25 protein-coding genes are annotated in these 23,946 nt (G+C 51.2%); 19 read left to right on the plus strand and 6 right to left on the minus strand.

Features of this window, described 5'->3' with window-relative positions:
• Positions 1-45: 45 nt before the first annotated feature.
• The gene (locus RWS31_RS08775) at positions 46-2,694 is read left to right on the plus strand and encodes a DNA translocase FtsK (protein WP_314597607.1); all 2,649 of its coding nucleotides are present in this window, start codon (positions 46-48) and stop codon (positions 2,692-2,694) included.
• Positions 2,695-2,811: 117 nt separating this feature from the next.
• Here RWS31_RS08775 and RWS31_RS08780 read toward each other — a convergent pair whose 3' ends face one another.
• Positions 2,812-4,440: an SGNH/GDSL hydrolase family protein gene (locus RWS31_RS08780; protein ID WP_314597608.1), complete on the minus strand. Its 1,629-nt coding sequence runs from the start codon at positions 4,438-4,440 to the stop codon at positions 2,812-2,814.
• A 118-nt stretch (positions 4,441-4,558) separates the two neighbouring features.
• On the opposite strand from RWS31_RS08780, the gene cobO reads away from it, so the two are divergent.
• The 18 genes from cobO (at position 4,559) to RWS31_RS08870 (ending at position 20,760) form a co-directional block, all read left to right on the plus strand.
• On the plus strand, positions 4,559-5,098 hold the full coding sequence (gene cobO / locus RWS31_RS08785) for a cob(I)yrinic acid a,c-diamide adenosyltransferase (RefSeq protein ID WP_314597610.1): 540 nt from the start codon (positions 4,559-4,561) through the stop codon (positions 5,096-5,098).
• A gap of 95 nt (positions 5,099-5,193) precedes the next feature.
• Positions 5,194-6,846, plus strand: a complete 1,653-nt coding sequence (ilvD, locus tag RWS31_RS08790) for a dihydroxy-acid dehydratase (RefSeq protein WP_313972067.1) — start codon at positions 5,194-5,196, stop codon at positions 6,844-6,846.
• A 15-nt stretch (positions 6,847-6,861) separates the two neighbouring features.
• Positions 6,862-7,344, plus strand: a complete 483-nt coding sequence (locus tag RWS31_RS08795) for a tRNA (cytidine(34)-2'-O)-methyltransferase (protein ID WP_294175264.1) — start codon at positions 6,862-6,864, stop codon at positions 7,342-7,344.
• Positions 7,345-7,412: 68 nt separating this feature from the next.
• Positions 7,413-8,336, plus strand: coding sequence for a UDP-N-acetylmuramate dehydrogenase (gene murB, locus RWS31_RS08800; protein ID WP_314597612.1), 924 nt, complete (start codon positions 7,413-7,415; stop codon positions 8,334-8,336).
• Between the two features lie 185 nt (positions 8,337-8,521).
• Positions 8,522-8,974, plus strand: a complete 453-nt coding sequence (gene rimP, locus RWS31_RS08805) for a ribosome maturation factor RimP (protein WP_314597613.1) — start codon at positions 8,522-8,524, stop codon at positions 8,972-8,974.
• Between the two features lie 18 nt (positions 8,975-8,992).
• Positions 8,993-10,135 (plus strand): transcription termination factor NusA, encoded by a 1,143-nt coding sequence (gene nusA, locus RWS31_RS08810; protein ID WP_265071562.1) that lies wholly within the window; start codon positions 8,993-8,995, stop codon positions 10,133-10,135.
• Position 10,136: 1 nt separating this feature from the next.
• Entirely contained in the window at positions 10,137-10,427 is a 291-nt protein-coding gene (gene rnpM, locus RWS31_RS08815; protein WP_265071563.1) for an RNase P modulator RnpM, read from the plus strand.
• Between the two features lie 19 nt (positions 10,428-10,446).
• Complete coding sequence (gene infB / locus RWS31_RS08820; RefSeq protein ID WP_314597616.1) at positions 10,447-12,903, plus strand: translation initiation factor IF-2; 2,457 nt, start codon at positions 10,447-10,449, stop codon at positions 12,901-12,903.
• A 15-nt stretch (positions 12,904-12,918) separates the two neighbouring features.
• The gene (gene rbfA, locus RWS31_RS08825) at positions 12,919-13,278 is read left to right on the plus strand and encodes a 30S ribosome-binding factor RbfA (RefSeq protein WP_265071565.1); all 360 of its coding nucleotides are present in this window, start codon (positions 12,919-12,921) and stop codon (positions 13,276-13,278) included.
• Positions 13,279-13,283: 5 nt separating this feature from the next.
• Complete coding sequence (locus tag RWS31_RS08830) at positions 13,284-14,240, plus strand: bifunctional oligoribonuclease/PAP phosphatase NrnA (protein ID WP_314597619.1); 957 nt, start codon at positions 13,284-13,286, stop codon at positions 14,238-14,240.
• A complete protein-coding gene (gene truB / locus RWS31_RS08835; RefSeq protein ID WP_314597621.1) occupies positions 14,240-15,121 on the plus strand; it encodes a tRNA pseudouridine(55) synthase TruB in 882 nt (293 codons plus the stop codon). Before RWS31_RS08830 ends, truB begins: the two co-directional genes overlap by 1 nt.
• A 29-nt stretch (positions 15,122-15,150) precedes the next feature.
• Positions 15,151-16,116 carry a riboflavin biosynthesis protein RibF gene (ribF, locus tag RWS31_RS08840; protein WP_314597623.1) on the plus strand — a complete coding sequence of 322 codons (966 nt, stop codon included), beginning with the start codon at positions 15,151-15,153 and terminating at the stop codon, positions 16,114-16,116.
• Positions 16,097-16,852, plus strand: a complete 756-nt coding sequence (locus tag RWS31_RS08845; RefSeq protein WP_314597625.1) for a WecB/TagA/CpsF family glycosyltransferase — start codon at positions 16,097-16,099, stop codon at positions 16,850-16,852. Before ribF ends, RWS31_RS08845 begins: the two co-directional genes overlap by 20 nt.
• Before the next feature lie 95 nt (positions 16,853-16,947).
• Positions 16,948-17,601 (plus strand): phosphatidylserine decarboxylase family protein, encoded by a 654-nt coding sequence (locus RWS31_RS08850; protein WP_314597709.1) that lies wholly within the window; start codon positions 16,948-16,950, stop codon positions 17,599-17,601.
• On the plus strand, positions 17,586-18,287 hold the full coding sequence (gene pssA, locus RWS31_RS08855) for a CDP-diacylglycerol--serine O-phosphatidyltransferase (protein WP_006192369.1): 702 nt from the start codon (positions 17,586-17,588) through the stop codon (positions 18,285-18,287). The genes RWS31_RS08850 and pssA overlap by 16 nt, the downstream gene beginning before the upstream one ends.
• 37 nt (positions 18,288-18,324) lie before the next feature.
• The gene (locus RWS31_RS08860) at positions 18,325-19,596 is read left to right on the plus strand and encodes a glycosyltransferase family 2 protein (protein ID WP_006192370.1); all 1,272 of its coding nucleotides are present in this window, start codon (positions 18,325-18,327) and stop codon (positions 19,594-19,596) included.
• Positions 19,597-19,652: 56 nt separating this feature from the next.
• A complete protein-coding gene (gene queD, locus RWS31_RS08865) occupies positions 19,653-20,030 on the plus strand; it encodes a 6-carboxytetrahydropterin synthase QueD (protein ID WP_314597629.1) in 378 nt (125 codons plus the stop codon).
• 4 nt (positions 20,031-20,034) lie between these two features.
• Positions 20,035-20,760: a 7-carboxy-7-deazaguanine synthase QueE gene (locus RWS31_RS08870; RefSeq protein WP_314597630.1), complete on the plus strand. Its 726-nt coding sequence runs from the start codon at positions 20,035-20,037 to the stop codon at positions 20,758-20,760.
• Positions 20,761-20,783: 23 nt separating this feature from the next.
• Here the strand turns inward: RWS31_RS08870 and RWS31_RS08875 are convergent, their stop codons facing one another.
• The 5 genes from RWS31_RS08875 to RWS31_RS08895 all read right to left on the minus strand — a co-directional run bounded on the left by RWS31_RS08875 (position 20,784) and on the right by RWS31_RS08895 (position 23,781).
• The gene (locus tag RWS31_RS08875; protein ID WP_314597632.1) at positions 20,784-21,575 is read right to left on the minus strand and encodes a tRNA 2-thiocytidine biosynthesis TtcA family protein; all 792 of its coding nucleotides are present in this window, start codon (positions 21,573-21,575) and stop codon (positions 20,784-20,786) included.
• A 184-nt stretch (positions 21,576-21,759) separates the two neighbouring features.
• A complete protein-coding gene (locus tag RWS31_RS08880; RefSeq protein ID WP_314597635.1) occupies positions 21,760-22,002 on the minus strand; it encodes a tyrosine-type recombinase/integrase in 243 nt (80 codons plus the stop codon).
• Entirely contained in the window at positions 21,893-22,381 is a 489-nt protein-coding gene (locus RWS31_RS11055) for a hypothetical protein (RefSeq protein ID WP_399553747.1), read from the minus strand. Before RWS31_RS11055 ends, RWS31_RS08880 begins: the two co-directional genes overlap by 110 nt.
• Before the next feature lie 667 nt (positions 22,382-23,048).
• Complete coding sequence (locus RWS31_RS08890) at positions 23,049-23,198, minus strand: hypothetical protein (RefSeq protein ID WP_314597638.1); 150 nt, start codon at positions 23,196-23,198, stop codon at positions 23,049-23,051.
• Positions 23,199-23,400: 202 nt separating this feature from the next.
• On the minus strand, positions 23,401-23,781 hold the full coding sequence (locus tag RWS31_RS08895; RefSeq protein WP_006192339.1) for a universal stress protein: 381 nt from the start codon (positions 23,779-23,781) through the stop codon (positions 23,401-23,403).
• Positions 23,782-23,946 lie beyond the last annotated feature (165 nt).

Raw genomic sequence — 23,946 nt, forward strand, 5'->3', positions numbered from 1 at the left:
GGGAACAGCAAGAGGAAATCCCGCACGAAAAACAAAAAAGAGCCGATGACGACAACTGCACCTAAGGGCAGACGCTATGAGATCATCGGTCTTCTTCTTCTTGCCACAGGCCTCATATCCATCGGGGGACTGCTTGATTGGAACGTTGGTTTCATCGGTCTTTATTTCGCTAAATTCCTCCGATATCTTTTCGGTTTGGGCGCTTGGGTCGCCTCCGGCGTCATACTGCTCATAGGCACGCAGTATGTGACGAAGCATCGGGGTATTGTTTATTCCACGCACTTTTTCGGCCTCATAGGACTCTTCGTTTCTTTGCTTGCTATCCTCCATCATTTCCTCGTACCTGTAGGGGCGGAAATCCTGCCCGAATATCTGCCGAATGCGGGCGGCCTTCTAGGCGGCGGCCTGCTCTTCTTCATCCGCAAGTTTTTCGGTGCGACGGGAGCCATCATCCTCTTGTGCACGGGTACAGTTGTCGCCGTCCTGCTCTCTACGACATGGTCGCTTGCCCTTGGGATGCTGCGCACGAAACGGCAGGCGAAAGCAGGAATCGTCAAAGCGAAGGATACGCTCTCCGTCGCCCAGCAGAAGGTAACACAGGCAGAAAATATCTTTGAAGAACATGTGCGCGGAAGAATCAAAAGCTCGTTTTACAATCAAGACAAAGACGAAGCCTTTGAACAGGCGTTTGCAGCAGAAGCAAAAAATGTCGCTCCGGGCGAAGATGTACAGCCGACATCTTTTCCATCCTTTGCCGCACAGGAAGCATCTGTCACGCCGCAAACGCAGGAGGAGAGGGATTTTCTGACGGCTCTTGAGCCTCCTGCCGCAGGGGAAGGGACGGCATCTTTTGCTTTCGGCGAGACATACGATCAGAACGAGGTATTGGCAGAAACAGAGCAGGAAGATGGAGCAGAAAAAGAAAAGACAGCAGAAGAGCTGCCGTCTTTTTCCATTGAATATGCCTCGAATGAAACGGAAGAGCAAGAGGAAATCATCGCAGAGCCACCGCCGGAAATCCCCGATGACTTTGATGTCGTTCCTTTGCCAAAAGACGTACCCATGGCAGTGGAGGTGCAGGACAAGCGCCTCGCCATGATGCAGCCGGCAGTTTCCACACAGTCCATGACGGCGACCTTGCCGCAGGAAACCTTTGCAGCGCCATCAGTGACAACCCCGTCGCCTTCGACCATACCGGCTGCCGTCTCAGAGGAAAAGCCGCGTGAAGAAGCAGCGCAGCCGACGCAAAGGCCGTATGAGCTGCCAAAAGTGGAAGAAATACTCGCAGCTGAAGTCAAGAAGAAGAACTTCGCGCTGGAGCGGGAAATTGCCGAAAACGCGCAGACTCTGGCGCAGACCTTGGAAAACTTCAAGGTCAAGGCGAAGATCATCAATGCGTGCCACGGACCTGCCGTTACACGCTACGAGCTTGAGCCGGCGCCCGGCGTCAAGGTCAGCAAGATCACGAATCTGGCAGATGATCTGGCTCTGAGTCTTGCGGCGTTTTCCGTGCGCATAGAGCCTATACCAGGAAAAGCTGCCATCGGCATCGAGGTGCCCAACAAAGAGCTTGAGGGAATCCGTCTGCGTGAAGTCTTGGAAAAGCCCGCCTTTGCGACGGCCAAGTCGAAACTCACGGTCGGCTTGGGCGTCGATATTGCAGGACAAGGAATCTTTGCCGACCTCGCCAAGATGCCGCATCTTCTTGTTGCCGGCGCTACGGGATCAGGCAAGTCGGTCTGCATCAACACGCTCATCACGAGCATCCTCTTCAAAGCGAAGCCGGAGGAAGTGAAGTTCATCCTCATAGATCCCAAGATGGTTGAGCTTTCCAACTACAATGGCATACCACATCTGATGGTTCCCGTTGTCACAGACGCAAAAAAAGCGGCCTCCGTCCTGAACTGGTCGGTACAGGAGATGGAAAAGCGCTATGCCAAATTTGCAGAGACCGGCGTACGCGATATGGAACGCTTCAATGCGGCGAAACCCGAAGAGAAAATGCCCGCCATCGTCATCATCATCGATGAGCTTGCCGACCTCATGATGGTCGCACCGCACGACGTGGAAGATGCCATCTGCCGCCTTGCACAGAAGGCGCGCGCAGCGGGCATCCATCTCGTGCTCGCAACGCAGCGCCCGTCCGTCGACGTCATCACGGGCATCATCAAGGCGAATATTCCGTCACGCATATCGTTTGCCGTGTCCTCGCAGATTGACTCGCGTACGATTTTGGATATGAGCGGCGCTGAAAAGCTGCTTGGAAAGGGCGATATGCTCTTTTATCCCGTCGGATCGGCAAAACCGCAGCGCGTGCAGGGTGCTTTCGTCAGCGATGAAGAAGTGGAGAGGCTTCTCGACTTCATCCGAGGACAAGGGCAGCAGATGGAGGAAAATCAAGAGATTATTGAGTACACGGAAAATGCCGCCATGGAAACCGATGACGGTAAGAAGGATGCAGCGAAGGAAAAGACCGATGAACTTCTCGGCGATGCAATCGAACTTGTCATGAGTTCCGGGCAGGCATCGACATCAAGCATACAGAGGCGTTTCCGCATCGGTTATACACGCGCCGCCCGCCTGATTGACACGATGGAAGAGATGAAGATCATCGGACCGAGTCTCGGCAGCAAGCCGCGTGAAATCCTTGTATCCTCGGAGGAAGCCGAAGCGGCTTTGAGAAAAATCAGTTAGAGCGCTTTTCTTGTCGACAACAAAGGAAGCACTCATAAATTCAGTCGCCCGTATTCACATATCCGAGCAATTTCATTAAGAACGCCCCATGGTCGTCGCGTGACCATGGGGCGTTCCTTATTGTCGCAGTAAATCTCGCTGACGGTTGATAATTTCCGCCATGAGCATCTTGCCGCGAATATCGGGATGAAGGCCGTCTACGGAAAGCTCCGGCGCCATGACAGTATGATTCACATCATAAAAGTAAGGTTCCAGATCGACGTAATACTTCTGGCTGCGGATATAAGCATTGACTCGTGCAAGTTTTTGCTGCCACAGAGGATCGGTATCCGCATGGAATGCGCTGCGGATATTCTTCGGGTTGATGGGCATGAGCGTGAGGAAGATCGGTCGAATGTCGTTCGCCTCACACTTCTTTTTGATAGCGTCGAGATCGGAGATGATTTGTTCGGCGCTGATTTCTTCGGCTCGCAGACTGTTCGATCCTGTGAGTATCAAAAGGTTGTAGGGATGGAAATATAGAACGTCTTTCTCAAAACGGAGCATCGACGTATGCGCCGTATCGCCGCTTCGCCCAATGTTGACAGTGGGAAAATCAAGGTAGGTTGTAAAACTGTACTCAAGGTCAATGGGAGAAAATGATAAAGCTCCGCCGCCATGCGTAATGCTGTCGCCGAAAGCGGCGGCAAAAATGCGACTGTTTTTTTCTTTTACGGTAAATTTCTCCACGTCCGAATATGTGCCGATTGTATTGCCATTTGCGTCAATCGCACGCACGCGCCAATAATATTCTCCGGCATAGGGACGCGGGTATTCATCGTAACAGCTGAAGGCACCTTCAACCTTTTGCGCCCATTGACGATTTTTGGCAGGCTGCGTATTGTTGTTTTCGTCGGATGCAGGAGGAGTGACCATAAGCTCAACTTCATAATTCTCACAGCCGTTCAGAGGTATCCATTGATAAACGGGATAAACAGGTTCTGTCGCATTCGGCATTTGATCGAAGTTGTTGATCAAGGGTTTTGTTGGCAGTGGTTCATCGGCCTTGATATAAATCGGCTCAGCCTCGGAGAATTCGCCAATCGTTTCATGGTGGAAGCCAAGCGCGCGCACACGCCAATACAAGATGCCCGTCTCGCCATTTACAAAAGGTGTAAGATCGACCTGATAGCCATTTGTAAATATCTGTCTCGTACTGTAAAGATGATTCTTGCGCGACATTACTGTACCGCCTTCGGCATCGGGCTTGTCCGAGAGAATTTCTAACTCGTAGCAGACGGCTCCGGGAATGCTGTGCCAGATGAGGAAAGGCTTGCGGCTTGCCGGATGATCTTTCGTGTATTCGAAGATGGGACGCGGCCGCAGCGGCTCTTTGAAATTTGGATTTTCAACAACATTGGAAGGAGGTGTGAGCTGCCCGAACATCCCGAATGCCGTGATGCGGTAATACATGGGAATCGGCGTCGCGGGCATCTCGTAGGAAGCCTTGAAAGTCAACTCAGACTCAAAGGCATGATATTCCGGCTCGCCTTCAACAAGTCCCGTCGTCTTGGAAAGCGCTTCGATTCGGTAGAAGCATGGATAGGGAAGCCTTTTCCATGAAATCACGACATGGTCGCCCTTGTTTTCAAAAATTGGGTCGAACGGTATGTTGCGCAGGCCGAGCACATCGGTTTTCTCCGTCAAAAAAATACAGAGAAAGGTAAAGAATAAGATGACGAAGGTAAACAAAAGAAATTTTTTCATAACAGCACCACAAAAAGAAAATAAAGGTTATAATAATAACTAAAGTATTAGTATACCATGTTTTTACTTTGTGGAATAGACAGACGAGAAAAAACTTATGCGTTAAAGGAGATCTGTGATGAAAAGAAAAGGACTTGTTCTCGTGCACACGGGTGAGGGAAAAGGGAAGACGACGGCGGCAATCGGTCTTGCTGTGCGCGCTTGGGGCGACGGCTTTCGCATTCTGATTCTGCAATTTATCAAGGGAAGCTGGAAGTATGGCGAACTTTCCGCGCTCAAGGCTCTTGCCGAAATCGACGGGCGCATAGAAATCCGTCCGACGGGCATAGGATTTACAAGGAACGCTTCTTCAGAAGAAATGGCGGTACACAGGGAAAAAGCGCGGACGGCACTGCAGGAAGCCTTGACAGAAATGACGAGTGGACAATGGGACATGATCATCCTCGATGAAATCAATTATGCCTTGAACTTCGGTTTGCTCGAAGAGCAGGAGGTATTGGATCTTTTATCGCAAAAACCCACGGATCTTCATCTTGTATTGACGGGGAGGAACGCCTTGCCTGCCATCATCGACTGCGCTGATCTCGTGACGGAAATGAGGCTCATAAAGCATCCGTTTCAAAAGGGCATACGTGCGCAAAAAGGAATTGAGTTCTAAGTCTCGATAAACTTCTTGAATGTAAAGGCAAATTGCGATAAAATCTAGGGTATGTTTCGTGAAGAATTGTATTTTTATAGATAGGCGGGATACTTATGAGAAGTGATGTTGTAAAAAAAGGGGCGACGCGCTGTGCGCATCGATCCTTGTTCCATGCGATGGGCTACGGTCCTGAGGATTTGCAGAAGCCGCTGATTGGCATTTGCAACTCATTTAATGAGGTGATTCCTGGGCATATCCACTTGCGTGAGATTGCGGCTGCGGCGAAGCTCGGTGTGGCGGCCGCTGGCGGTACGCCGTTAGAATTTCCTGCCATCGGTGTTTGCGATGGCATTGCCATGGGGCATACGGGAATGAAGTATTCGCTTGCCAGCCGCGAACTTATCGCCGACTCCATCGAGTCCGTGGCAATGGCATCGGGCTTTGACGGACTCGTTCTCATTCCAAATTGCGACAAAGTCGTGCCCGGCATGTTGATGGCGGCGGCACGCTTGAATATTCCGGCGATCGTCGTCAGCGGCGGACCGATGCTCGCGGGGCGCTTCCACGGACAGGATGTCAGCGTCAGCCAGTCTTTTGAAGCGGCAGGCAAATTTGCCGCAGGACTCATCGATGAAAGCGTCATGGAAGAGCTCGAAGAGCAGGCATGTCCGAGCTGCGGTTCCTGTGCTGGACTTTTTACGGCAAACACGATGAACAGTTTGACGGAAGTCCTCGGCATGGGGCTGCCGGGCAACGGCACGATTCCTGCGGCTTATACGGGAGCGCGCAGACTTTTGGCGAAACGTGCGGGTGCCGTCATCATGGAACTCATCAAAAACGATGTGAAGCCGCGTGACATCATGACGCGCGAAGCCTTTGAAAATGCCATCACGGTGGATATGGGCGTGGGAGGCTCTTCGAACACCGTGCTTCACCTGACTGCCATTGCCCATGAGGCTGGTATAGAGCTTCCTGCGCCGCTCTTCGACGAAATCAGCCGCCGCACGCCATATCTGACGAAGCTCAGTCCAGCAGGGAAGCATCACATGCAGGATCTCAATGAGGCGGGGGGCTTGCCCGCCGTCATGAAGGAGCTTTCGCGCAAGGGACTCATTCATCTCGACGCTTTGACCGTCACGGGCACGGTGGCAGAGCGCATCAAGAATGCGAAGATCGTGCGCCCCGATGTCATCCGCACGGTCGACGACCCTTACCGCAAGCAGGGAGGCCTTGCAATTTTGCAGGGAAATCTGGCACCGGACTACGCCGTTGTCAAAGCGTCAGCTGTGGCTGAAGATATGCTCGTCTATAAGGGAACGGCGAAGTGTTTTTCCTCGGAGGAGGCCGGCGTCAACGCCATCATGGCTGGAGAGATTCACGACGGTGATGTCGTCGTCATCCGCTACGAAGGCCCTAAGGGTGGCCCTGGCATGCAGGAGATGTTGAATCCGACGGCCGTCATCACAGGCATGGGGCTGAAGGTGGCACTCATCACGGATGGACGTTTCAGCGGGGCGAGTCAGGGAGCCTGCATCGGGCATATCTCTCCTGAAGCCATGGCGGGAGGTCCCATCGCGCTTATTGAAGACGGGGACATCATCTCGATTGACATCCCCAATCGCTCGCTGCGCTTGGAAGTCAGTGATGACGAGCTTGCACGGCGCAAGGCAGCATGGAAGAAGCCGGAGCCGAAGATTAAGACAGGATACCTCGCTCGCTACGCCAAACTCACGACATCGGCGAGCACGGGCGCTGTTCTGCAGTAAGCACGGGAGGCATTCTTGCATATCGTTTTGATTGAGCCGGAGATCCCCGGCAACACGGGAAATATCGCGCGTCTCTGCGCTGTCAGCGGTATAGAACTGCATCTCGTCAAACCTTTGGGATTCTCGGTCGAGGACAAGTATCTGAAGCGTGCGGGACTCGACTATTGGCACTTGGTGAAGGTGCATTATCACGAAAATTTCTCCGAGGTTCTGCGTCTTTTTGCCGGCCGACAATTTTATTACTGCTCAAAAAAAGCGCCTCGATCTTACGACGCCGTATCTTATGCGGAAGATGACCTACTTGTTTTCGGCAAGGAAACTGCGGGAATTCCTGAAACTCTGCTTGAAGAGCACTGGGAAGACTGCATTCGCATTCCCATGCGTCCCGGAGCACGTTCCTTGAATCTTTCGAGCGCCGCTGCCATCGTGGCCTATGAAGCCATGCGCCAGATCGGCTTTCCAGGACTTGACTCTTCTGGGCATTGGCATGAAAGTTGAGGAAAGCGTGATGGGAAAAGTATCTTGTTTACAGTTACGAGAAGAAAACGATTTTGAGATGGGGCTGAATGGATTTGCAAAGCAATCAGAAATTTGTTGACGAGATTCGCAGTCGAATGGCACCAGAGCATATCCTCTTAAATGAACCGATGAAGGATCATACGACATTTCGAATCGGCGGGCCGGCGGACTGCTTGATCTTGCCTGCATCCATGGAAGATGTAGCGTTCGTTTTCCAATGTTTGAAAAGACATGACATTCCCTTTGTGATTCTTGGCAATGGATCAAACGTGCTCGTATTGGACAAGGGGATTCGCGGTGTCGTCATCAAGTTTAATTCTCCGATTTCTACCATTCGGAAGAAGAAGAATACACTTACGGCAGGAGCAGGTGCGCTTCTCCGTGATGTATCAGGATTTGCGGCTGAAAACAGTCTTTCCGGCATGGAATTTGCCTGTGGTATACCAGGAAGCATAGGTGGAGCCGTATTTATGAATGCCGGGGCTTACGACGGAGAAATGAAGAACATCGTTTCTGCTGTTCGCGCGATTTCTCCAAAAGGGGAGATCGTGCAGTTTGCGGCAAATGAATTGGATTTCGGCTATCGTCACAGTATATTTCAAGAGAACGGCTGTGCAATCTGTGAGGTTGACCTGACTCTTGCGCCAGGCAATGCAGCGGAAATCAAAGAAAAGATCGCCGGCTTCACCGAGCGCAGGGAAAGCAAACAGCCATTGGAGATGCCAAGTGCCGGCAGCACGTTCAAGCGCCCCGAAGGACACTATGCAGGAACTTTGATTGAACAGACAGGACTCAAGGGCTTCACTGTTGGCGGAGCGCAGGTTTCTGATAAACATGCAGGATTCGTCGTGAACGCAGGAGATGCTACGGCGAAGGATGTGCTGGAGCTTATCCGGCAAGTACAAGACCGTGTCTTTGAAAAGCATCACGTCAAGCTGTTTCCCGAAGTTCGTATCTTGGGGGAAGCGTAACGTAACGTAAATCCGGTTTGCATAGATTTCACTGTTTACATTTCTTTCGATTGATGGTAAAATGACAAGAGTCAATTTAAGTCGTTTGTATGAAGAGTGGGCGTTCGCCCACTCTTTAATCTTATGCACAAGAGCCCGTTTAACACAACGGGCTGCAATATGCGCGGCAAAAGAGGAGGGCTTTTGTGGCAAAACACATAGAAGAGGCCGTTGAGGCTATCGTACAAGAGATCGTTCAGGATTCCAATTTGGAAGTTGTCGATGTCGAGTATGTCAAGGAGCGCGACTGGTATTTGCGCGTCTACCTCGATAAAGAAGGCGGCATTGAGATTGACGACTGTCAGAGGGTCAGCGAAACGCTTGAGCAGATTCTTGATGAAAAAGATTTGCTGACGGAGGCGTATATCCTCGAAGTATCATCTCCAGGACTCGACCGCGTCTTGAAAAAAGCGCGCGACTTTGAACGCGAGCAGGGGAAAGCAGTAGATGTGACATTCTATGCGCCTGTCGACAGCAAAAAGACGTGGGTGGGAACGCTTACAGGATACGACCCGGGAAAGAATGCCATCGTGCTGGATGGGGAAAAAGAATTGTCTTTGGAAAAAATAGCACAGGTGCGTTTGCACATAGATTTTTAAGCATTGGGAGGAAGAGCTTTGGCCAGCAGGAAAGAGAAGGTAAAGAAGAAGGATAACGACGGGGACTTTTTGGAAGCCGTACATGCTTTGGGAAAGGAGCGGGGCTTGGAAGCCGAGGTGCTTTTCGCCGCAATCGAAGCGGCTCTGAGTTCTGCTTACCTGAAAGACTTCAAGACTGCCGAACAAGTGCGCGTCGCCTTGGATCGCATGACAGGAAAATACCATGTTTATGCAACGAAAACCGTCGTTGAAGAGGTTGAGGACGACGCCCGACAGATTTCTCTTGCAGATGCGCGCGCCATCAATCCCAATTATGAGGTTGATGACAAGATCGAACTGGAGGTGACTCCTGCAACGTTCGGGCGCATCGCAGCACAGACGGCGAAGCAGGTCGTCGTGCAGCATATACGCGAAGCGGAACGCGGCATCGTCTATGAGGAATTTTCCAATCGTGACGGCGATATCGTCACGGGTCGTGTGCAGCGCGTAGAAGCAAAGAATGTATTCATCGACCTCGGCAAAACGGAAGCTGTCCTCACAGCGACAGAGCAGATCCCGGGGGAAGAGTACCACCACGGCGATCGCATCAAGGCATATATCATCGAGGTCTGCAAGACGGTCAAAGGGCCGCGGGTGCTCGTATCGAGAACGCATCCAGGGCTTTTGAAGAGGCTTTTCGAGCTTGAAGTTCCCGAGATTCAAGAAGGTGTCGTGGAAATCAAGTCCGTGGCGCGAGAACCGGGCATGCGCTCAAAGATCGCCGTCTATTCCAAGGATGAGAATGTCGATCCCGTAGGCTCCAGCGTCGGTCACAAAGGGATGCGCGTGCAGGCGATCGTCGATGAGCTGAGAAATGAAAAAATTGATATTGTCAAGTGGAATCCCGAGCCTGCAAAGTTCATCGCGAACGCCTTGAGCCCTGCAAAAGTCATTTCCGTGGCAATCAATGAAGAGGCGAAGGAGTCGCGTGTCGTGGTGCCCGGCTATCAGCTTTCTCTTGCCATCGGCAAGGAAGGACAGAACGTCCGCTTGGCGGCCAAACTGACAGGCTGGAAAATCGATATCAAAAATGAAGAGCAGGCTGCGGCAGAGACGCTCGATGAGTCCATGAGCGTCATTGAAGTGACAGGCGAGGAATCCTTTACGGCTGAGGGCGACTAACATGAAAGGTCAGAAAAAGATTCCGGAACGCATGTGCTTGGGCTGTCGTACGGTTCATCCGAAAAAGGATATGATTCGTGTCGTCCGAAGCCCGGAAAATGTATATTCCGTAGATATGACAGGCAAAAGCCCTGGACGGGGAGCATATATTTGCCGAAACGAAGAATGTTTCCGCCGTGCGGAAAAGGAGCATGGCTTTGAGCGGGCTTTCAAGAGCAAGATGGAAGCCGCCATATACGAGACGCTGAGAAAAGAAATTTTCCAAGATGAAGCGGCGTCTAAAGAAAGCTGATATCAGCGGGGGTGGATCGATGTCGAAGTATAGAGTTTATGAATTAGCAAAAGAGTTCCATACGGAAAGCAAGGTTGTCCTTGACATTTTGACGCGCAATAAATTCCGTGTGGCAAACCATATGAGCAGCGTTGGCGAAGAGGAGCGGGCGGTAGTTGCACGCGCTTTTGCACCGAAGAAGACCGTCTCTGACGCACCGAAGGCGCCTGTGGCGGATGCAGCAAGAAAAGCGTCTCAAAATAAGCCGAGACAGCAAGTCCAAGGCCAACCGCAAAAGAACGCGAATGACCGCAGACAGAGTCGCAGCAGCAACGGCTCTGCTCCTGCTGCAGCGACGAACCGCCCGCGTCAAGGCAGCGCACCTCAACAGAAACGCGGACAAGGAGCGGCCTCCTCAAACGGCGCCAACGCAGCGAAGCGACCTTCGCAGGACAAGCGCGGCGGCAATACCAACCAGCGCAACAACAATGTACAGGGCAGCAATCGAAATCGCAGCGGCAATGCCGCAGGTGCCGGCAATGCGAATAATGCGGGCGGTTGGAATAATCGCGGCGGCGCCAACAATCGCGGCAAGTTTGGCAACAAGAACAATCGCGGCCGCAACAACCAACGCCAGAAGCAGCAAGCTCCCAAAGTGGAGATCGCCCATCCGACACACATCAAGGTCGGTGAGAGCATTGCCGTCAAGGATCTTGCGAGCAAGATGAGCTATACGGCGACCGAAGTCATCAAGAAGCTCATGCTCATGGGCATCATGGCGACGATCAACCAGGAAATCGACTATGAGACGGCGGCGCTCGTCGCCATCGAATTCGGCGTCACCTGTGAGGAATTGCCGCCCGAGACGGATCCAACGGAGATTCCCGAGATCGAGGATGATCCCAAGTCGCTCGTCGTTCGTCCGCCGGTCGTAACCGTCATGGGACATGTCGACCACGGCAAGACGTCGCTCCTCGATGCCATTCGCAAGACATCCGTCTCGACGCACGAGGCGGGCGGCATCACACAGCATATTGGTGCGTATCAGGTCATGTGCCAAGGGAAGAAGATTGTCTTCCTCGATACGCCCGGCCATGAGGCGTTCACTGCCATGCGCGCGCGCGGCGCACAGGTTACGGACATCGCGATCCTCGTCGTCGCCGCAGACGACGGCGTCATGCCGCAGACCGTCGAGGCCATCAACCATGCCAAGTCGGCGGGCGTGCCCATCATCGTCGCGATCAACAAGATCGACAAGCCCGGAGCGAATCCCGAGCATGTGAAGCAGGAGCTGTCCGAGCACGAGCTCATTCCTGAGGACTGGGGCGGCGATACCATCATGGTGCCTGTTTCCGCAAAGCAGAAACAAGGTATAAACGATCTTCTTGAAATGGTTCTCCTTGTCGCTGAGGTCAAGGAACTCAAGGCAAATCCGAATCGTGATGCGCGCGGCGTCATCATTGAGGCGCAGCTTGACAAGGGGCGTGGCCCGGTCGCGACCGTCCTCGTGCAGAACGGTACGCTGCGAATCGGCGATTCCATCATCGCTGGCACGACCTTCGGCAAGGTGCGTGCGATGATCAATGATCGCGGGGAGAACGTGAAGAAGGCGGGGCCGTCCGTCCCCGTAGAAGTACTCGGTCTTTCCGATGTTCCTGAAGCGGGAGACGTGCTCGCATCGCTTGACGAGAAGCTCGCACGCTCCATCGCAAGCAAGCGCATTGAAAAGAAGCGCACCGAGCTCATCCGAAGCAAGAAAGTCTCCTTGGATGACCTCTTTCAGCAGATTCAGGACGGCAACATCAAGGATCTCAACATCGTCATCAAGGCCGACGTGCAGGGTTCTGTGGAAGCATTGGCGAACTCCTTGCTCTCCCTCAATAAGAACGACGAAGTGCGCGTCAATATCGTTCATTCCGGCGTCGGTGCCGTCAATGAGTCTGATGTCATGCTCGCCACTGCCTCCAACGCGCTCATCATCGCATTCAACGTGCGCCCTGACGCCAACGCCCGTCGTGTGGCGGATGCGGAAAGCATCGATATCCGTACATATCGCGTCATTTACGATGCGTTGAACGATGTCAAGGACGCCATGTCCGGCATGCTCGCACCGAAGTATAAGGAAGTCGTGCAGGGCAAGGTGGAAATCCGCCAGGTTATGAAATTCTCCAAGGCGCTCGTTGCAGGCTCCTATGTCCTCGAAGGAAAGATCACAAATTCCTCGAAGATCCGCATCCTTCGCGACAACATCGTAGCGTTTGACGGCGATCTCGATTCTTTGCGCCGCTTTAAAGATGATGTGAAAGAAGTGGCGGCCGGCTACGAATGCGGCATTACGATCAAGGATTACCGCGATTTCCAGGAAGGCGACATCATCGAGGCGTATACGATGGAAGAGATTGAGACATCTATCACGGAAGTGAACAAAGAAGCTGCCAAGAGACGCGATCAACAGGAGCAGACGAAGAAGGATGCCCCCGCTGAAAACGATGCTTGAAGGATGTGAGAAGAATTGAGCCAGCTTCGCATAGAAAAGGTGCAGGAACTGATGAAGCAGGAAATCAGTCAGATCATCCTGCAGGAGTTGAAAGATCCGCGCATTGGCTTTGTCACTGTGACGAAAGTGGAGATGACGGGAGACCTTCGAGAAGCGAAGATTTTTGTGAGCATCATGGGAAAAGATGAGGCTTTGAAAGATACCTTGCAGGGACTCAAAAGCTCCCTGGGCTTCATTCGGCGAGAAATCGGCAAACGCATACGACTGCGCTTTACGCCGGAGATTTCCTTTGCGCTCGACGATTCTCTTGCCTACAGCTCGCATATTCAAGAACTGTTGATGGGATTGAACAGGAACGACAAGACGGAAGAGTGAGAACTATGCGGATTTCATTAAAAGAAGCCGGCACATTGCTTCAGGAAGCGCAGAACATCGTCATTACGGCGCATGTCAATCCCGATGGAGACGCCATCGGATCGTCCTTGGGTGTCATGCACTATTTGCGCGATCTGGGAAAGCAGGTGCGCGTCGTCATCGATGACGACATCCCTAGGAATTTCGCCTTTCTCAATGCCTGTGATATCATCGAAAAGCCGACAGTTGCTGAAACTGGCGAAAAAGAGCCAATCGACCTGCTGCTCATTCTCGATACGAGCATTGATCGCACAGGCGATGTGACCGAGGCCTTTTCTCCGACGCGGATTCTCAATATCGATCATCATGTCACGAATGCTCTTGCTTGTCCGGCGGTCTATCTCGACGCGGACAGCGCGGCAACGGCAGAAATCATCTATCAGTTGCTGCAGGAAATGAATGCAAAAATCACGAAGGACATCGCTATGGCAGTCTATACGGGATTGGCGACGGATACGGGATTCTTCCGCTTTCCCAATACGACGCCCTTCACCATGCGTGCAGCAGCCGACCTTTTGGAACGCGGTGCAGAACCGGGCATCATATCGGAAGCCGTTGAAGCAAAGCCGTTTGTCCGCGTAATCGGCATGGCAAAGGCGCTCGAAGGGGCGGAGCTTCTTTTCGGCGGCAAACTTGCAGGCATCTTTCTCGATCGCACTGCAGCCGAGTCGCTTGATTCCACAGAAGGATTGATCGACTCTTTGCGCGTCATCGAGGGCACGGATGTTTCCGTTCTCTTGAAGTGGAAAGAGGACGGTGTTTTCCGCGTCAGCATGCGTTCCAAGAAAACGAACGTCAGCAAGGTAGCTGCGGCATTTTCCGGTGGCGGACACGAGAGAGCGGCCGGTTGTACGCTCAAAATGAATTTTATCGAAGCGAAAAGGACAATTCTCGAAGCGCTTGAGAAAGCGATGGAAACGTGATGGCAGCAGGCTTTCTCAATGTCCTGAAGCCTCCTGGCATGTCCTCGCATGATGTCGTAGGACAGGTTCGCAAAATCTTCCATACGAAGCGTGTGGGACATGCGGGAACCCTTGATCCGGGCGCCGCAGGCGTCCTGCCCATCGCTCTTGGCAACGCCGCGCGGCTTGTCGAGTACATGTCTTCAACCGATAAATCTTACCGGCTGGAATTGTTGCTTGGCTTTTCTACAGACACGGGCGATGACAGCGGCAAAATCATTGAGCGCATGAAAGACTTCACCTTGCCGAAACGAGAGGAACTACTTGCCTCTTTGCAAGGTTTTATCGGCGTTATCCAACAGCGTCCCCCCGTTTATTCAGCAATTAAGTTGCAAGGGAAAAGGGCGTATCAGCTCGCACGCGAAAATCAGACCGTAGAGATGCCCTTGCGGCAAGTGACGATTCATGCTTTGCGCCTTGTTGCATTCCATGCTTCACGCATCGTTCTCGATATGGACTGCTCAAAAGGCACTTACGTGCGCAGTTTTTGCTGCGATTTTGGCGAAAGCATAAAGATTCCCGCGACGATGGGATTCCTGCTGCGCACGCGCGTCGGCAATTTTCATCTGCATGACGCCTTTTCCTTGGAAGAACTTGCACATTCAGGTGAAGCGGCGCTCCTTCCTGCGGAGAAGGCCGTCGAGCATCTGCCGCGCTTTGACATGCCGGAACATCGCATCACGGCTTTCGTCAACGGACTCTCGACGGGCAACATAGATTTCGATGCCAAGGAAAGCATCCTGCGTGTCTATGGGAGAAACCGCTTCCTTGGCATGGGACGCTATGAAGCTGCCAAGCGAGAGCTTTATCCGCTCAAGGTCTTTCGAGAGATGTCGGATTGAAGGCGTTTTGATTACAGGGAGTTTGATCCATGCTGCGATTTTCAAAAATCAAACATCTATCCGATTCCTACCAAGGAATCGTCATTGCACTGGGAACTTTTGACGGCGTCCATATCGGACATCAAAGTATATTGCAAAGAGCGAGGGAGCTTGCAGCCGACATCCATGGCGTCAGTATGGCGTTTACTTTCCAAGAGCATCCTCTCTCTGTCATTTTCCCCGAGCGCGCTCCAAAGATGATTCGCAATACAGCGTCAAAAGAAGCAATCATAGAAAAACTCGGTGTGGACATCCTCATGAATGTTCCTTTTACGAAGAATTTCGCAGCTATATCAGCTACAGGTTTCCTCAAACTGCTGCAGGAGAATTTCTCCCCTGCTTATGTCGTCGTGGGCGCGAATTACACCTTCGGCTTCCAAGGAACAGGTGATTCTGCATTCTTGCAGCAGCGGGGGGAAGAATTTGGCTTCGTATCCCGTATTGGAAATTCCGTGCTGCGTGATGGGAAGATGGTGAGCAGCACTCGAATCCGCTCCTTGATTGCAGAGGGAAATATTGATCTCGTCAATCAATATTTAAAGTGGCCGCTTGACTATACAGGCATTGTTACTTACGGAGAGCAGCGCGGGCGCAAGCTAGGCTTCCCGACCGCCAATATTGCCTTGGATGATTCTTATGCGCTTTTGCCGAACGGCGTCTATGCTGTCCGCGTGCATTTCGACGATGCTGTTTATCCGGGCGTCGCCAATATCGGCTCAAATCCTACATTTGAAGAAGTGGAGCGTCGTTTGGAAGTTCACCTTATGCAATTTAACGGCAATCTTTATGGCCAGAAAATCTGCGTGGACTTCTTGGGAAAACTCCGTGACGAAAAGAAATTTTCCGGTGTGGACGCGCTCGTGGCACAAATTCATCGCGACATCGAACAGGCGCAGCATTTTTGGGATATGCCCGTTCATGTGGGAGGTATGCCGTATGTCGAAAAAAAAGGTTGATATTTTAGGCGTACATGTCGATTCACTAACGATGGGCGAGGCAGTCAAAAGGATTCAAACCTTTATCGAAGAAAGAAATTCCGTCCTCATCGCTACGGCGAATGCAGAAATGCTCATGCGAGCAACGTATGATCGCGAGCTAAAAAACATCTTGAACGATGCTGCCCTCGTCGTACCCGACGGTGCAGGAACGGTTTGGGCTGCACACCATCTCGGGCATCTCATGCCGGAACGTGTCGCAGGCTACGATCTTGCCCAAGAACTCATGCGCAAAGCTCCTCAGAAGGGGTATCGTCTGTTTTTCTTCGGCGCTGCTCCGGGCGTTGCAGAAAAGGCAAAGACGAAAGCGGAAAAACTCTATCCGGGCATTGAAGTTGTCGGTGTTCGGAACGGCTTTTTCTCCTCAGATGACGAGCCTCAAATTTTGCGTGAGATTCAGGAGGCGAAGCCTGACATACTGCTCGTCGCATTGGGCGTTCCGAAGCAGGAGAAGTGGCTTGCCGCACATTTGCACGAACTTGCCGTTCCTGTATCCATGGGTGTCGGCGGCACTTTCGACGTTATGGCAGGCGTCATGAAGCGTGCGCCGCACTGGATGCAGAAAGCGAAGCTCGAATGGCTTTTTCGCGGGGTTATGCAGCCGAAGAGAGCGGGGCGGCTCATGGCATTGCCGCGCTTCGTATTCAAGGTCATGGCATACAAAAAGAGTGGACAAAGAAAGGGCGCTCGTCTATAATTAGTAAAAGAAGTTTTCTGATATGCTGAATCTGCAGAGATGCTGAGTATCTGCAGATTCTTGTGTTGCATAGATATTGTATGGAGGTAATGCCTATGTCGATATTCCCGGTTGTTCGCGAGGGATATGTCTTCATCCTCAGTGCCCTCGTTCTCGGAGGGATTCTCGGATTGGCAGTGCATCCGTATCTTGCAATACCGCTTGTCGTTCTTGCTTTTTACTTTGCTTACTTTTTCCGCAATCCGAAGAGGGAGATTCCCTCAGATCCCCTTTCCATCGTTTCCCCGGCAGATGGAACCGTACAGGAGGTCGTCTCGCTTGATGACGATGATTTTCTCAAGCAGCGGTGTAAAAAGGTCGTCATTTTCCTCTCGGTATTTGACGTTCATGTGAATCGCAGTCCCATTGAGGGCGAAATCAAGATTCAAAAATATGTTTGCGGTCGATTCAAACCAGCTTACAAAGATTCCGTGGGATTTGAAAATGAACGTCATATGATCGGCATAGAAAATCCGCGTCTGCGCGTAACGGTCACGCAGATTGCCGGCATCTTGGCGCGACGTATCGTTTCTTGGGTCACGCTGGACGATGTACTGGAAAAGGGAGAACTGTACGGATTGATCCGCTTCGGTTCGTGTACGGAACTCGTCGTGCCCGAGGAAGTGGAGATCTTTGTAAAGAAGGGCGACAAAGTGGTCGGCGGCGAAACCGTGATCGGGAGGCTCAGTGAGACATGTATAAAAGCTTGATTCCCAATATATTGACTTCAGCCAATCTTGTACTAGGTTTTTGTTCGATTCTTTCCACATACAACGCCAATTATACTTGGAGCACCGTATTCATCCTGCTTGCACTTGTCGCCGACGGCTTGGATGGAAGGGCGGCACGCTTCTTCGGCGTGAGCAGTGAGATTGGCAAGGAGATGGACTCTCTGTGTGACCTCGTTTCTTTCGGCGTCGCGCCAGCTTTTCTCGCCTATACCTACTGTCTCAAGGATCTCGATTACTTTGGCTGGGCGGTTGCCATTGCCTTCGCCCTTTGCGGCGCTTGGCGCTTGGCTCGTTTCAATGTGAATGTCGCCGTCGTGCACGGTTTCTTCATGGGGCTTGCAATTCCAGCGGGAGGCTGTCTCGTTGCAACGGCCATCTGGTTTTTTCGTTCCATTGGCATGGAGACGTCATCCCTTGAGCCTGCATTTCCTCTCGTGATGATCGTTGTTGCCTACTTGATGATCAGTGAGGTGCACTATCCGGACTTCAAGGGGAAGGGAGAAAAGATCTTTCTTGCCTCAAAAATCTTCGCCGTACTCTTTTTTGCCGCGATCCTTTTCCTTGGACGCGAAGCAATCGTGAGTGCTGTTCTCTTTGCCGTTTTCAGCACATACTCTGTCTTTGGTCTTTTCAATTTCAGCTTGTCGCTGCTTTTTCGGAAATAAGACATCATTTGTCGCGAAATAAAGGGGAAAGACTTTTATGAATCATGTGTTTGACATCGTGATGGTTCCTTTGCAGGTCATCATACTCTTGTTCACACTGTACTACTTTTTCATCGGTTTCTGCGGCATGTGGCGCAGAAAAGAAAACAAGATCCTAACGCCAAAAAAAACCTTCGCCGTCATTATTGCCGCGCACAACGAAAGCGCTGTCATAGGGCAGCTGCTGCAAAATCTACAATCGTTGGATTATCCAAAGACACTTTACGATGTCTTTGTCATCGCCGACAACTGTGACGACAACACGGCAGAAATTGCACGCGGTTATGGCAGCATCGTCTGTGAAAGGACGCATCCGACGAAAAAGAGCAAAGGCTTTGCCATGGAATGGATGTTCGAGCGTCTCTTCAAAATGGAAAAGAAGTACGATGCCGTCGTCGTTTTTGATGCGGACAATCTCGTACACCCACGCTTCCTTATGGAAATGAACAACCGACTTTGCAAGGGCGATCGCATCATTCAAGGATACCTTGATGCCAAAAACCCTTACGATACATGGGTGGCGGGGACATTCGCCATCGCTTTCTGGGTCATCGACCATATCAGTCATTTGGCAAAGACGAACATCGGGCTTTCCGCTGTGCTCGGCGGTACGGGCATGTGCATTACAACGGACGTCCTTGAGCGCTACGGTTGGCGTGCCACATGCCTGACGGAAGACATGGAATTTACGATGAAGTCCTTGGCGGAAGGAATCAAGACGACATGGGCGCACGATGCCATTGTGTACGATGAAAAGCCGCTGACATTCATGCAGTCATGGCGACAGCGCAAACGTTGGGCACAAGGACAATTCGACGTGGCGCATCGCTACATTCCGAAGATGTTGCGAGAGGGAATCAAGCGTCGTGACATACGCATCTTGGATGGTTGTCTCTACCTCCTGCAGCCACACTTCTTGATGATCTCCACCTTCTTCATCGTTATCAGCTACATACAATCAGCATTTCCGCCGTTCTACACGAACATCTACAATATCATTCCTTCCCAGCTCATGACAGCGATCATGCTCGGTCAATACATCTTGCCCATGATCATCCTTCTTAAGATTCAAGTCAAATGGAAGGCTTGGTTCTACATGCTGCTTTACCCCGTATTCATCTATTCGTGGGTACCCATCATCTTCCTCGGTTTCATCCATAGAAACGAACATGAATGGAGTCATACGCAGCATACGCGAGCCATGAGTTACGACGACATCGTCGGTAACGTAAAGAATACGACGATGGGACGAGATGTATCCAATCAATAAGCATTGACAGGCTGCCGCAATCTCTGCGGCAGCCTGTTTTCCAAGGAGCGATTTTTATGTTTGAAATCAAGGTCGAAGAAGAATTTGAAGCTGCACATCGCATCGTGAATTATCCAGGAAAATGTGACCGCCTGCACGGACACAACTGGAAGGTAGAACTGAAGATTTCCGGCAGCAGATTGGATGAATTGGGGATGCTCATAGACTTCAAGGCGGCGAAAGCAATGCTCCAAGAAGTCGTCAATTCACTCGATCACCGCTTCTTGAATGAGCTCGCACCTTTTTCAGAAATCAATCCAACGGCAGAGAATATCGCTCGATATATCTACCAAGAGCTAAAGCAACGTGAAATATTTTGCAACGACTCCGTGCATCTTTCTGCCGTCTGTGTCTGGGAGTCGCCACGCGCTTGCGTGACATATACCGAGGACTAAACGTATGGAAGAGAACATCCTCGAAATATTTTCCTCCATACAGGGAGAAGGAAAGTACATCGGCGCCCGTCAAGTATTTCTGCGCTTTGCGGGCTGCAATATCAAATGCAGCTTCTGTGATACTGCATTTCAGCCTGCCGCTTCCTGTCGAGTGGAAGCGATTCCGGGATGCGGTGAGTATGAAGAATTGCCCAATCCATTGTCCGTTCAGGAAGTTGCGGCAAGAATCCGCTCCTTCGTAGTGCCAGTGCGTCATCATTCCATCAGTCTGACAGGAGGGGAGCCGCTTCTTCATGCCGCCTTCATCCGTGCGCTTGCTTCCGAGGTAAATGTGCCGCTCTTCCTCGAAACGAACGGCACGCTCTATGAAGAGATGGCGAGCATTCTCGACATAATTTCCTACATCAGCATGGATATCAAATTGCCTAGCGTCACAGGAAATCCTCTATGGGAAGAGCATCGTCGCTTTCTGCGGCTGCTGCACAATTATGACGCCTATGTAAAGATCGTCGTCGCAGAAAATACGGAAGAAGAGGAGTTTCAAGAGGCGGTGCATCTCGTCGCGCACATCGCACCGCAGATCCTCTTCATAATACAGCCTGCAACACCGTTTGGCGGCGTGCATGCGCCAACGGCAAAAAAACTTCTGCATCTGCAAGCGGAAGCCGCCGAACATCTGGTAAACGTCCGCGTCATCCCGCAAGCTCATCGCATGATGGGGTTGCTCTGACCGCGAGATTTTTCCACCTGTACTCATTTTTCAGGTACAGGATTTTTCTTGTATGTACGGTACGTTTCCAACATTTCATCTCGCGTCTGTATGCGCGGCCACAATTCTCCGACGGCATTTTCACGCATGGAAGCGGCTAAATGATGGTAAATTTGCGGATCCTTTTTCTCCCATGAAGAAATCAGCTCTTTGACCTCCTGACGCATCGTCGTTCCATCGAGCGGACATGGAGAGGGGATGGGACTGAACCCGTGAACAGCAATCGCATCACGAATTTCCGATTCACGGAAATAGACGAGTGGACGAATGACTGTGATGCCGGAGCGATCAAGATACGTTTTGGGCGTAAACGTATGAATTTGGCCCGAATACAAGATTCCCATGAGCAATGTTTCCACCGCATCATCGTTGTGATGCGCATAAGCCACCTTGTTGCATCCATGCTCCTGCGCATAGCGATTGATTGCGCCGCGCCGAAAAAATGCGCAGGTAAAACAAGGATTTTTTCCCGGCGTCTCCTCGATGGTGCCAGCTATATTCACCGAAACGGCTTCAAAGGGAATGGAGATCTCCTCGCAAAATGAAGCGATGCGCGCAACAGGAAAATCTTCCGTGAATTGCGGATCGATCGTCAAGGCGCAAAGAGAAAATTTCTTCTTCATACGTTTCTGCAGGATGGCTAACACATATGCAAGAAATATGCTGTCCTTGCCGCCTGAAATCCCAATCAGGATGCGATCGCCGTCTTCGATCAGCTGAAACTCGACAACGGCTCGCATGAGTTTACTGAAATAAAGTTGCGGAATATTGTTCACGGTAAGTGCTCCCATCTTTTCTAAAAGTTTATTTACTTTCGATAAGCATAAAAATCATACGGAATATCCAGTAAAATCACGGGTTTGCAACGGATTTGCCGCTATTTTGCTGCCACTCGTAAAAATGGCGGCAAATAACAGACGGGAAAGGACGTCACTCAGAGCAGAAGAGTGACATCTTTTTTTACAAGACTTGGTCAAGCAGGATTCTTATTTTCTGCTTGCGTGTATCGAGCACATGGAAATAAGTCTGCGCCGTTGTGTTGATAGAGCCGTGACCTAGACGCTTGGAAACAAGTTCCAAGTCCTCGCCCGCCTCAAGCAGAAGGGTGGCGTGCGTGTGGCGCATGGAATGAAAGGTGTAGCCCGCGCCGAAGGTTTCGCCGCACCACTGGTTGAAATAACGCATGGCATCGGGCGTAAGCATCCACCCCTGTTTGGTGTGACAGATGTTTGACGTCGTTCAGGAGCTGTTGGAGCATCTGCGGACGGATGGAGCGAAGCTTGCGATCACCGATGGCAGGGCGAATGTGATTCTCAAAGATGGAGCGATAGGAGCGGGCAGTATTCTTGTGCGTCTTGATACTCACATCGTCGGAGAGCCACTCCGCGAAAAACTCCACGACCATCTTCTTCGTCGGTTCGACGTAGCCGCTGTTGACTTCGAGCGAGACAAGAGCACGAGCATAGGCTGCCTCGGCTTCTTGGCGTGTAGCGCCGCCAGGGACTTCCTTGCGCTTGCGGGTCTCGCTGCTGATCTCGATGGTGTAATACCACTTGGCACCGCGTTTTCGGATGTATGCCATTGGATATTTCTTTCCTTTCTGTCATTCGATGTTGTGCTCGCATGATGAACGGCTTCTATTTGTCGGCAGATCATATCGTGCATGTGCATGGAATGGTCGAATATTTCAACTGTTACTTTACTTTTCGCAGAAATTTACGCTTTTACTTGACAAATAAAGTCAAGTAAAGTGCCATAAATCGGGTGAAAAGTAAAGCGGCAATACCGTGATATGATAAGGGGGATTGTCGGATGCCTTTATTTTCCGCTGCTTTTTACGTCTATCCATAGGCTTCTTCTTTGCGATGAAGTATGCTATACTTGACGCGTTGCCTCCCCTAGACATGGCAATGGAAAGGGGGTGCATGGACGAATGGAAAATATCACCACCACATTCCTTATCTCCGTTGCGGCAGGGATAGTCAGCTACTATCTGTGCAAATGGTTTGACGAGAGATTGTGAAGGCAACAAGCCTGAGCGCTAAGCCCTGCTCGCAGTATGGGAATAGAAAAGCCCTCCAAGTCGCTATCTTGGAGGGCTTTTTGCATGTCGGAATGGTATCACCACCACATTCCAGCCACCCTTAGTATAGCATATTCGGTTGTCTATATGCAAGCTAAACCCGTCGGATTCGAGGGGATTAACCGTGTTGGATCGAGGCGGTTAATGTCACCGAAATCGGTGACTTTTAGTTGCTGTAGGCGTTGCGGATGAGCTGGGCATGGTGCGTGCGGGCATAGTCGCGAACGGCGAGGAAGACCGCATCATCGTAGCTGTCAGGAATTATATAGTTTACGTCAACCCCTATTGCGATATCGTCGATTTGTACCGATAACATAGCGTTGTTGCTGGCTCTAAAATACAAACATAAACAAAATAATTATTTACTTCCGATAATTTATACTTATCGGAAGTAAATGCACGGTGTAGAAAATCTGATTTTATACTACTTAGTATTCTAAAACTTCCCCCCATCATCGCAGACAAGATAAAAGCAGCCTCCTTTGCGGAGGCTGCTTTTTCCGCTTATTGTCCGCCGTTTACTTTACCACCATGACGGGAACCTTGGACTCTTCGACGACCTTCTGGCTGACACTGCCGATCAAAGCGCCCTTGAAGAGACCGAGACCGCGGCTACCCATGATGATCATGTCGCTCTTTTCCGAGTCGGCAATCTTCAGGATCGCTTTCGGCACGTTGCCCGTCTCGACATGCCGCGTCGCCTTCATATTCTCGGGAATCTTCTCCCAGATGCGGTCGAAGACGAGATGGCTCGGAATATCCTTGTTGATGTTGCTCGCCACATAGACGAAATCGAGACTTGCATTGCACTTCTCCGCAAAGGCGATCGCCTCATCCACAGCCTTGCAGCCGTTGACAGAACCATCGACCGGCACGAGAATTTTGTTGATGCTGCCCATATAAAACACCTCCAAGCGAACTTTTTTCCTCTGTTGTCTACTTCTATATCAAAGCGAAAATTCCTTTTCTCTTTTGGTATTTTTCTGAAAAATTTTCGATATTTTCTTGCACCGTAAAGAAAGCCGTCGCTGGAATACGTGATGTCTCCAACGACAGCTCTCCTC

This window comes from uncultured Selenomonas sp., assembly GCF_963528755.1.
Taxonomy (GTDB): domain Bacteria; phylum Bacillota; class Negativicutes; order Selenomonadales; family Selenomonadaceae; genus Selenomonas.

Bases quoted from the DNA above. Each gene is read 5' to 3' on its own strand.
- murB (WP_314597612.1), top strand. From the start codon at position 7,413: ATGGATTTGCAAAGCAATCAGAAATTTGTTGACGAGATTCGCAGTCGA.
- cobO (WP_314597610.1), top strand. From the start codon at position 4,559: ATGAAAAGAAAAGGACTTGTTCTCGTGCACACGGGTGAGGGAAAAGGG.
- RWS31_RS11055 (WP_399553747.1), bottom strand. From the start codon at position 22,381: ATGGCATACATCCGAAAACGCGGTGCCAAGTGGTATTACACCATCGAG.
- RWS31_RS08890 (WP_314597638.1), bottom strand. From the start codon at position 23,198: ATGTTATCGGTACAAATCGACGATATCGCAATAGGGGTTGACGTAAAC.
- RWS31_RS08870 (WP_314597630.1), top strand. From the start codon at position 20,035: ATGGAAGAGAACATCCTCGAAATATTTTCCTCCATACAGGGAGAAGGA.
- ribF (WP_314597623.1), top strand. From the start codon at position 15,151: ATGCTGCGATTTTCAAAAATCAAACATCTATCCGATTCCTACCAAGGA.
- RWS31_RS08775 (WP_314597607.1), top strand. From the start codon at position 46: ATGACGACAACTGCACCTAAGGGCAGACGCTATGAGATCATCGGTCTT.
- RWS31_RS08880 (WP_314597635.1), bottom strand. From the start codon at position 22,002: ATGCTTACGCCCGATGCCATGCGTTATTTCAACCAGTGGTGCGGCGAA.
- RWS31_RS08860 (WP_006192370.1), top strand. From the start codon at position 18,325: ATGAATCATGTGTTTGACATCGTGATGGTTCCTTTGCAGGTCATCATA.
- ilvD (WP_313972067.1), top strand. From the start codon at position 5,194: ATGAGAAGTGATGTTGTAAAAAAAGGGGCGACGCGCTGTGCGCATCGA.
- RWS31_RS08850 (WP_314597709.1), top strand. From the start codon at position 16,948: ATGTCGATATTCCCGGTTGTTCGCGAGGGATATGTCTTCATCCTCAGT.
- rnpM (WP_265071563.1), top strand. From the start codon at position 10,137: ATGAAAGGTCAGAAAAAGATTCCGGAACGCATGTGCTTGGGCTGTCGT.
- truB (WP_314597621.1), top strand. From the start codon at position 14,240: ATGGCAGCAGGCTTTCTCAATGTCCTGAAGCCTCCTGGCATGTCCTCG.
- RWS31_RS08895 (WP_006192339.1), bottom strand. From the start codon at position 23,781: ATGGGCAGCATCAACAAAATTCTCGTGCCGGTCGATGGTTCTGTCAAC.
- queD (WP_314597629.1), top strand. From the start codon at position 19,653: ATGTTTGAAATCAAGGTCGAAGAAGAATTTGAAGCTGCACATCGCATC.
- RWS31_RS08780 (WP_314597608.1), bottom strand. From the start codon at position 4,440: ATGAAAAAATTTCTTTTGTTTACCTTCGTCATCTTATTCTTTACCTTT.
- infB (WP_314597616.1), top strand. From the start codon at position 10,447: ATGTCGAAGTATAGAGTTTATGAATTAGCAAAAGAGTTCCATACGGAA.
- RWS31_RS08830 (WP_314597619.1), top strand. From the start codon at position 13,284: ATGCGGATTTCATTAAAAGAAGCCGGCACATTGCTTCAGGAAGCGCAG.
- pssA (WP_006192369.1), top strand. From the start codon at position 17,586: ATGTATAAAAGCTTGATTCCCAATATATTGACTTCAGCCAATCTTGTA.
- RWS31_RS08845 (WP_314597625.1), top strand. From the start codon at position 16,097: ATGTCGAAAAAAAAGGTTGATATTTTAGGCGTACATGTCGATTCACTA.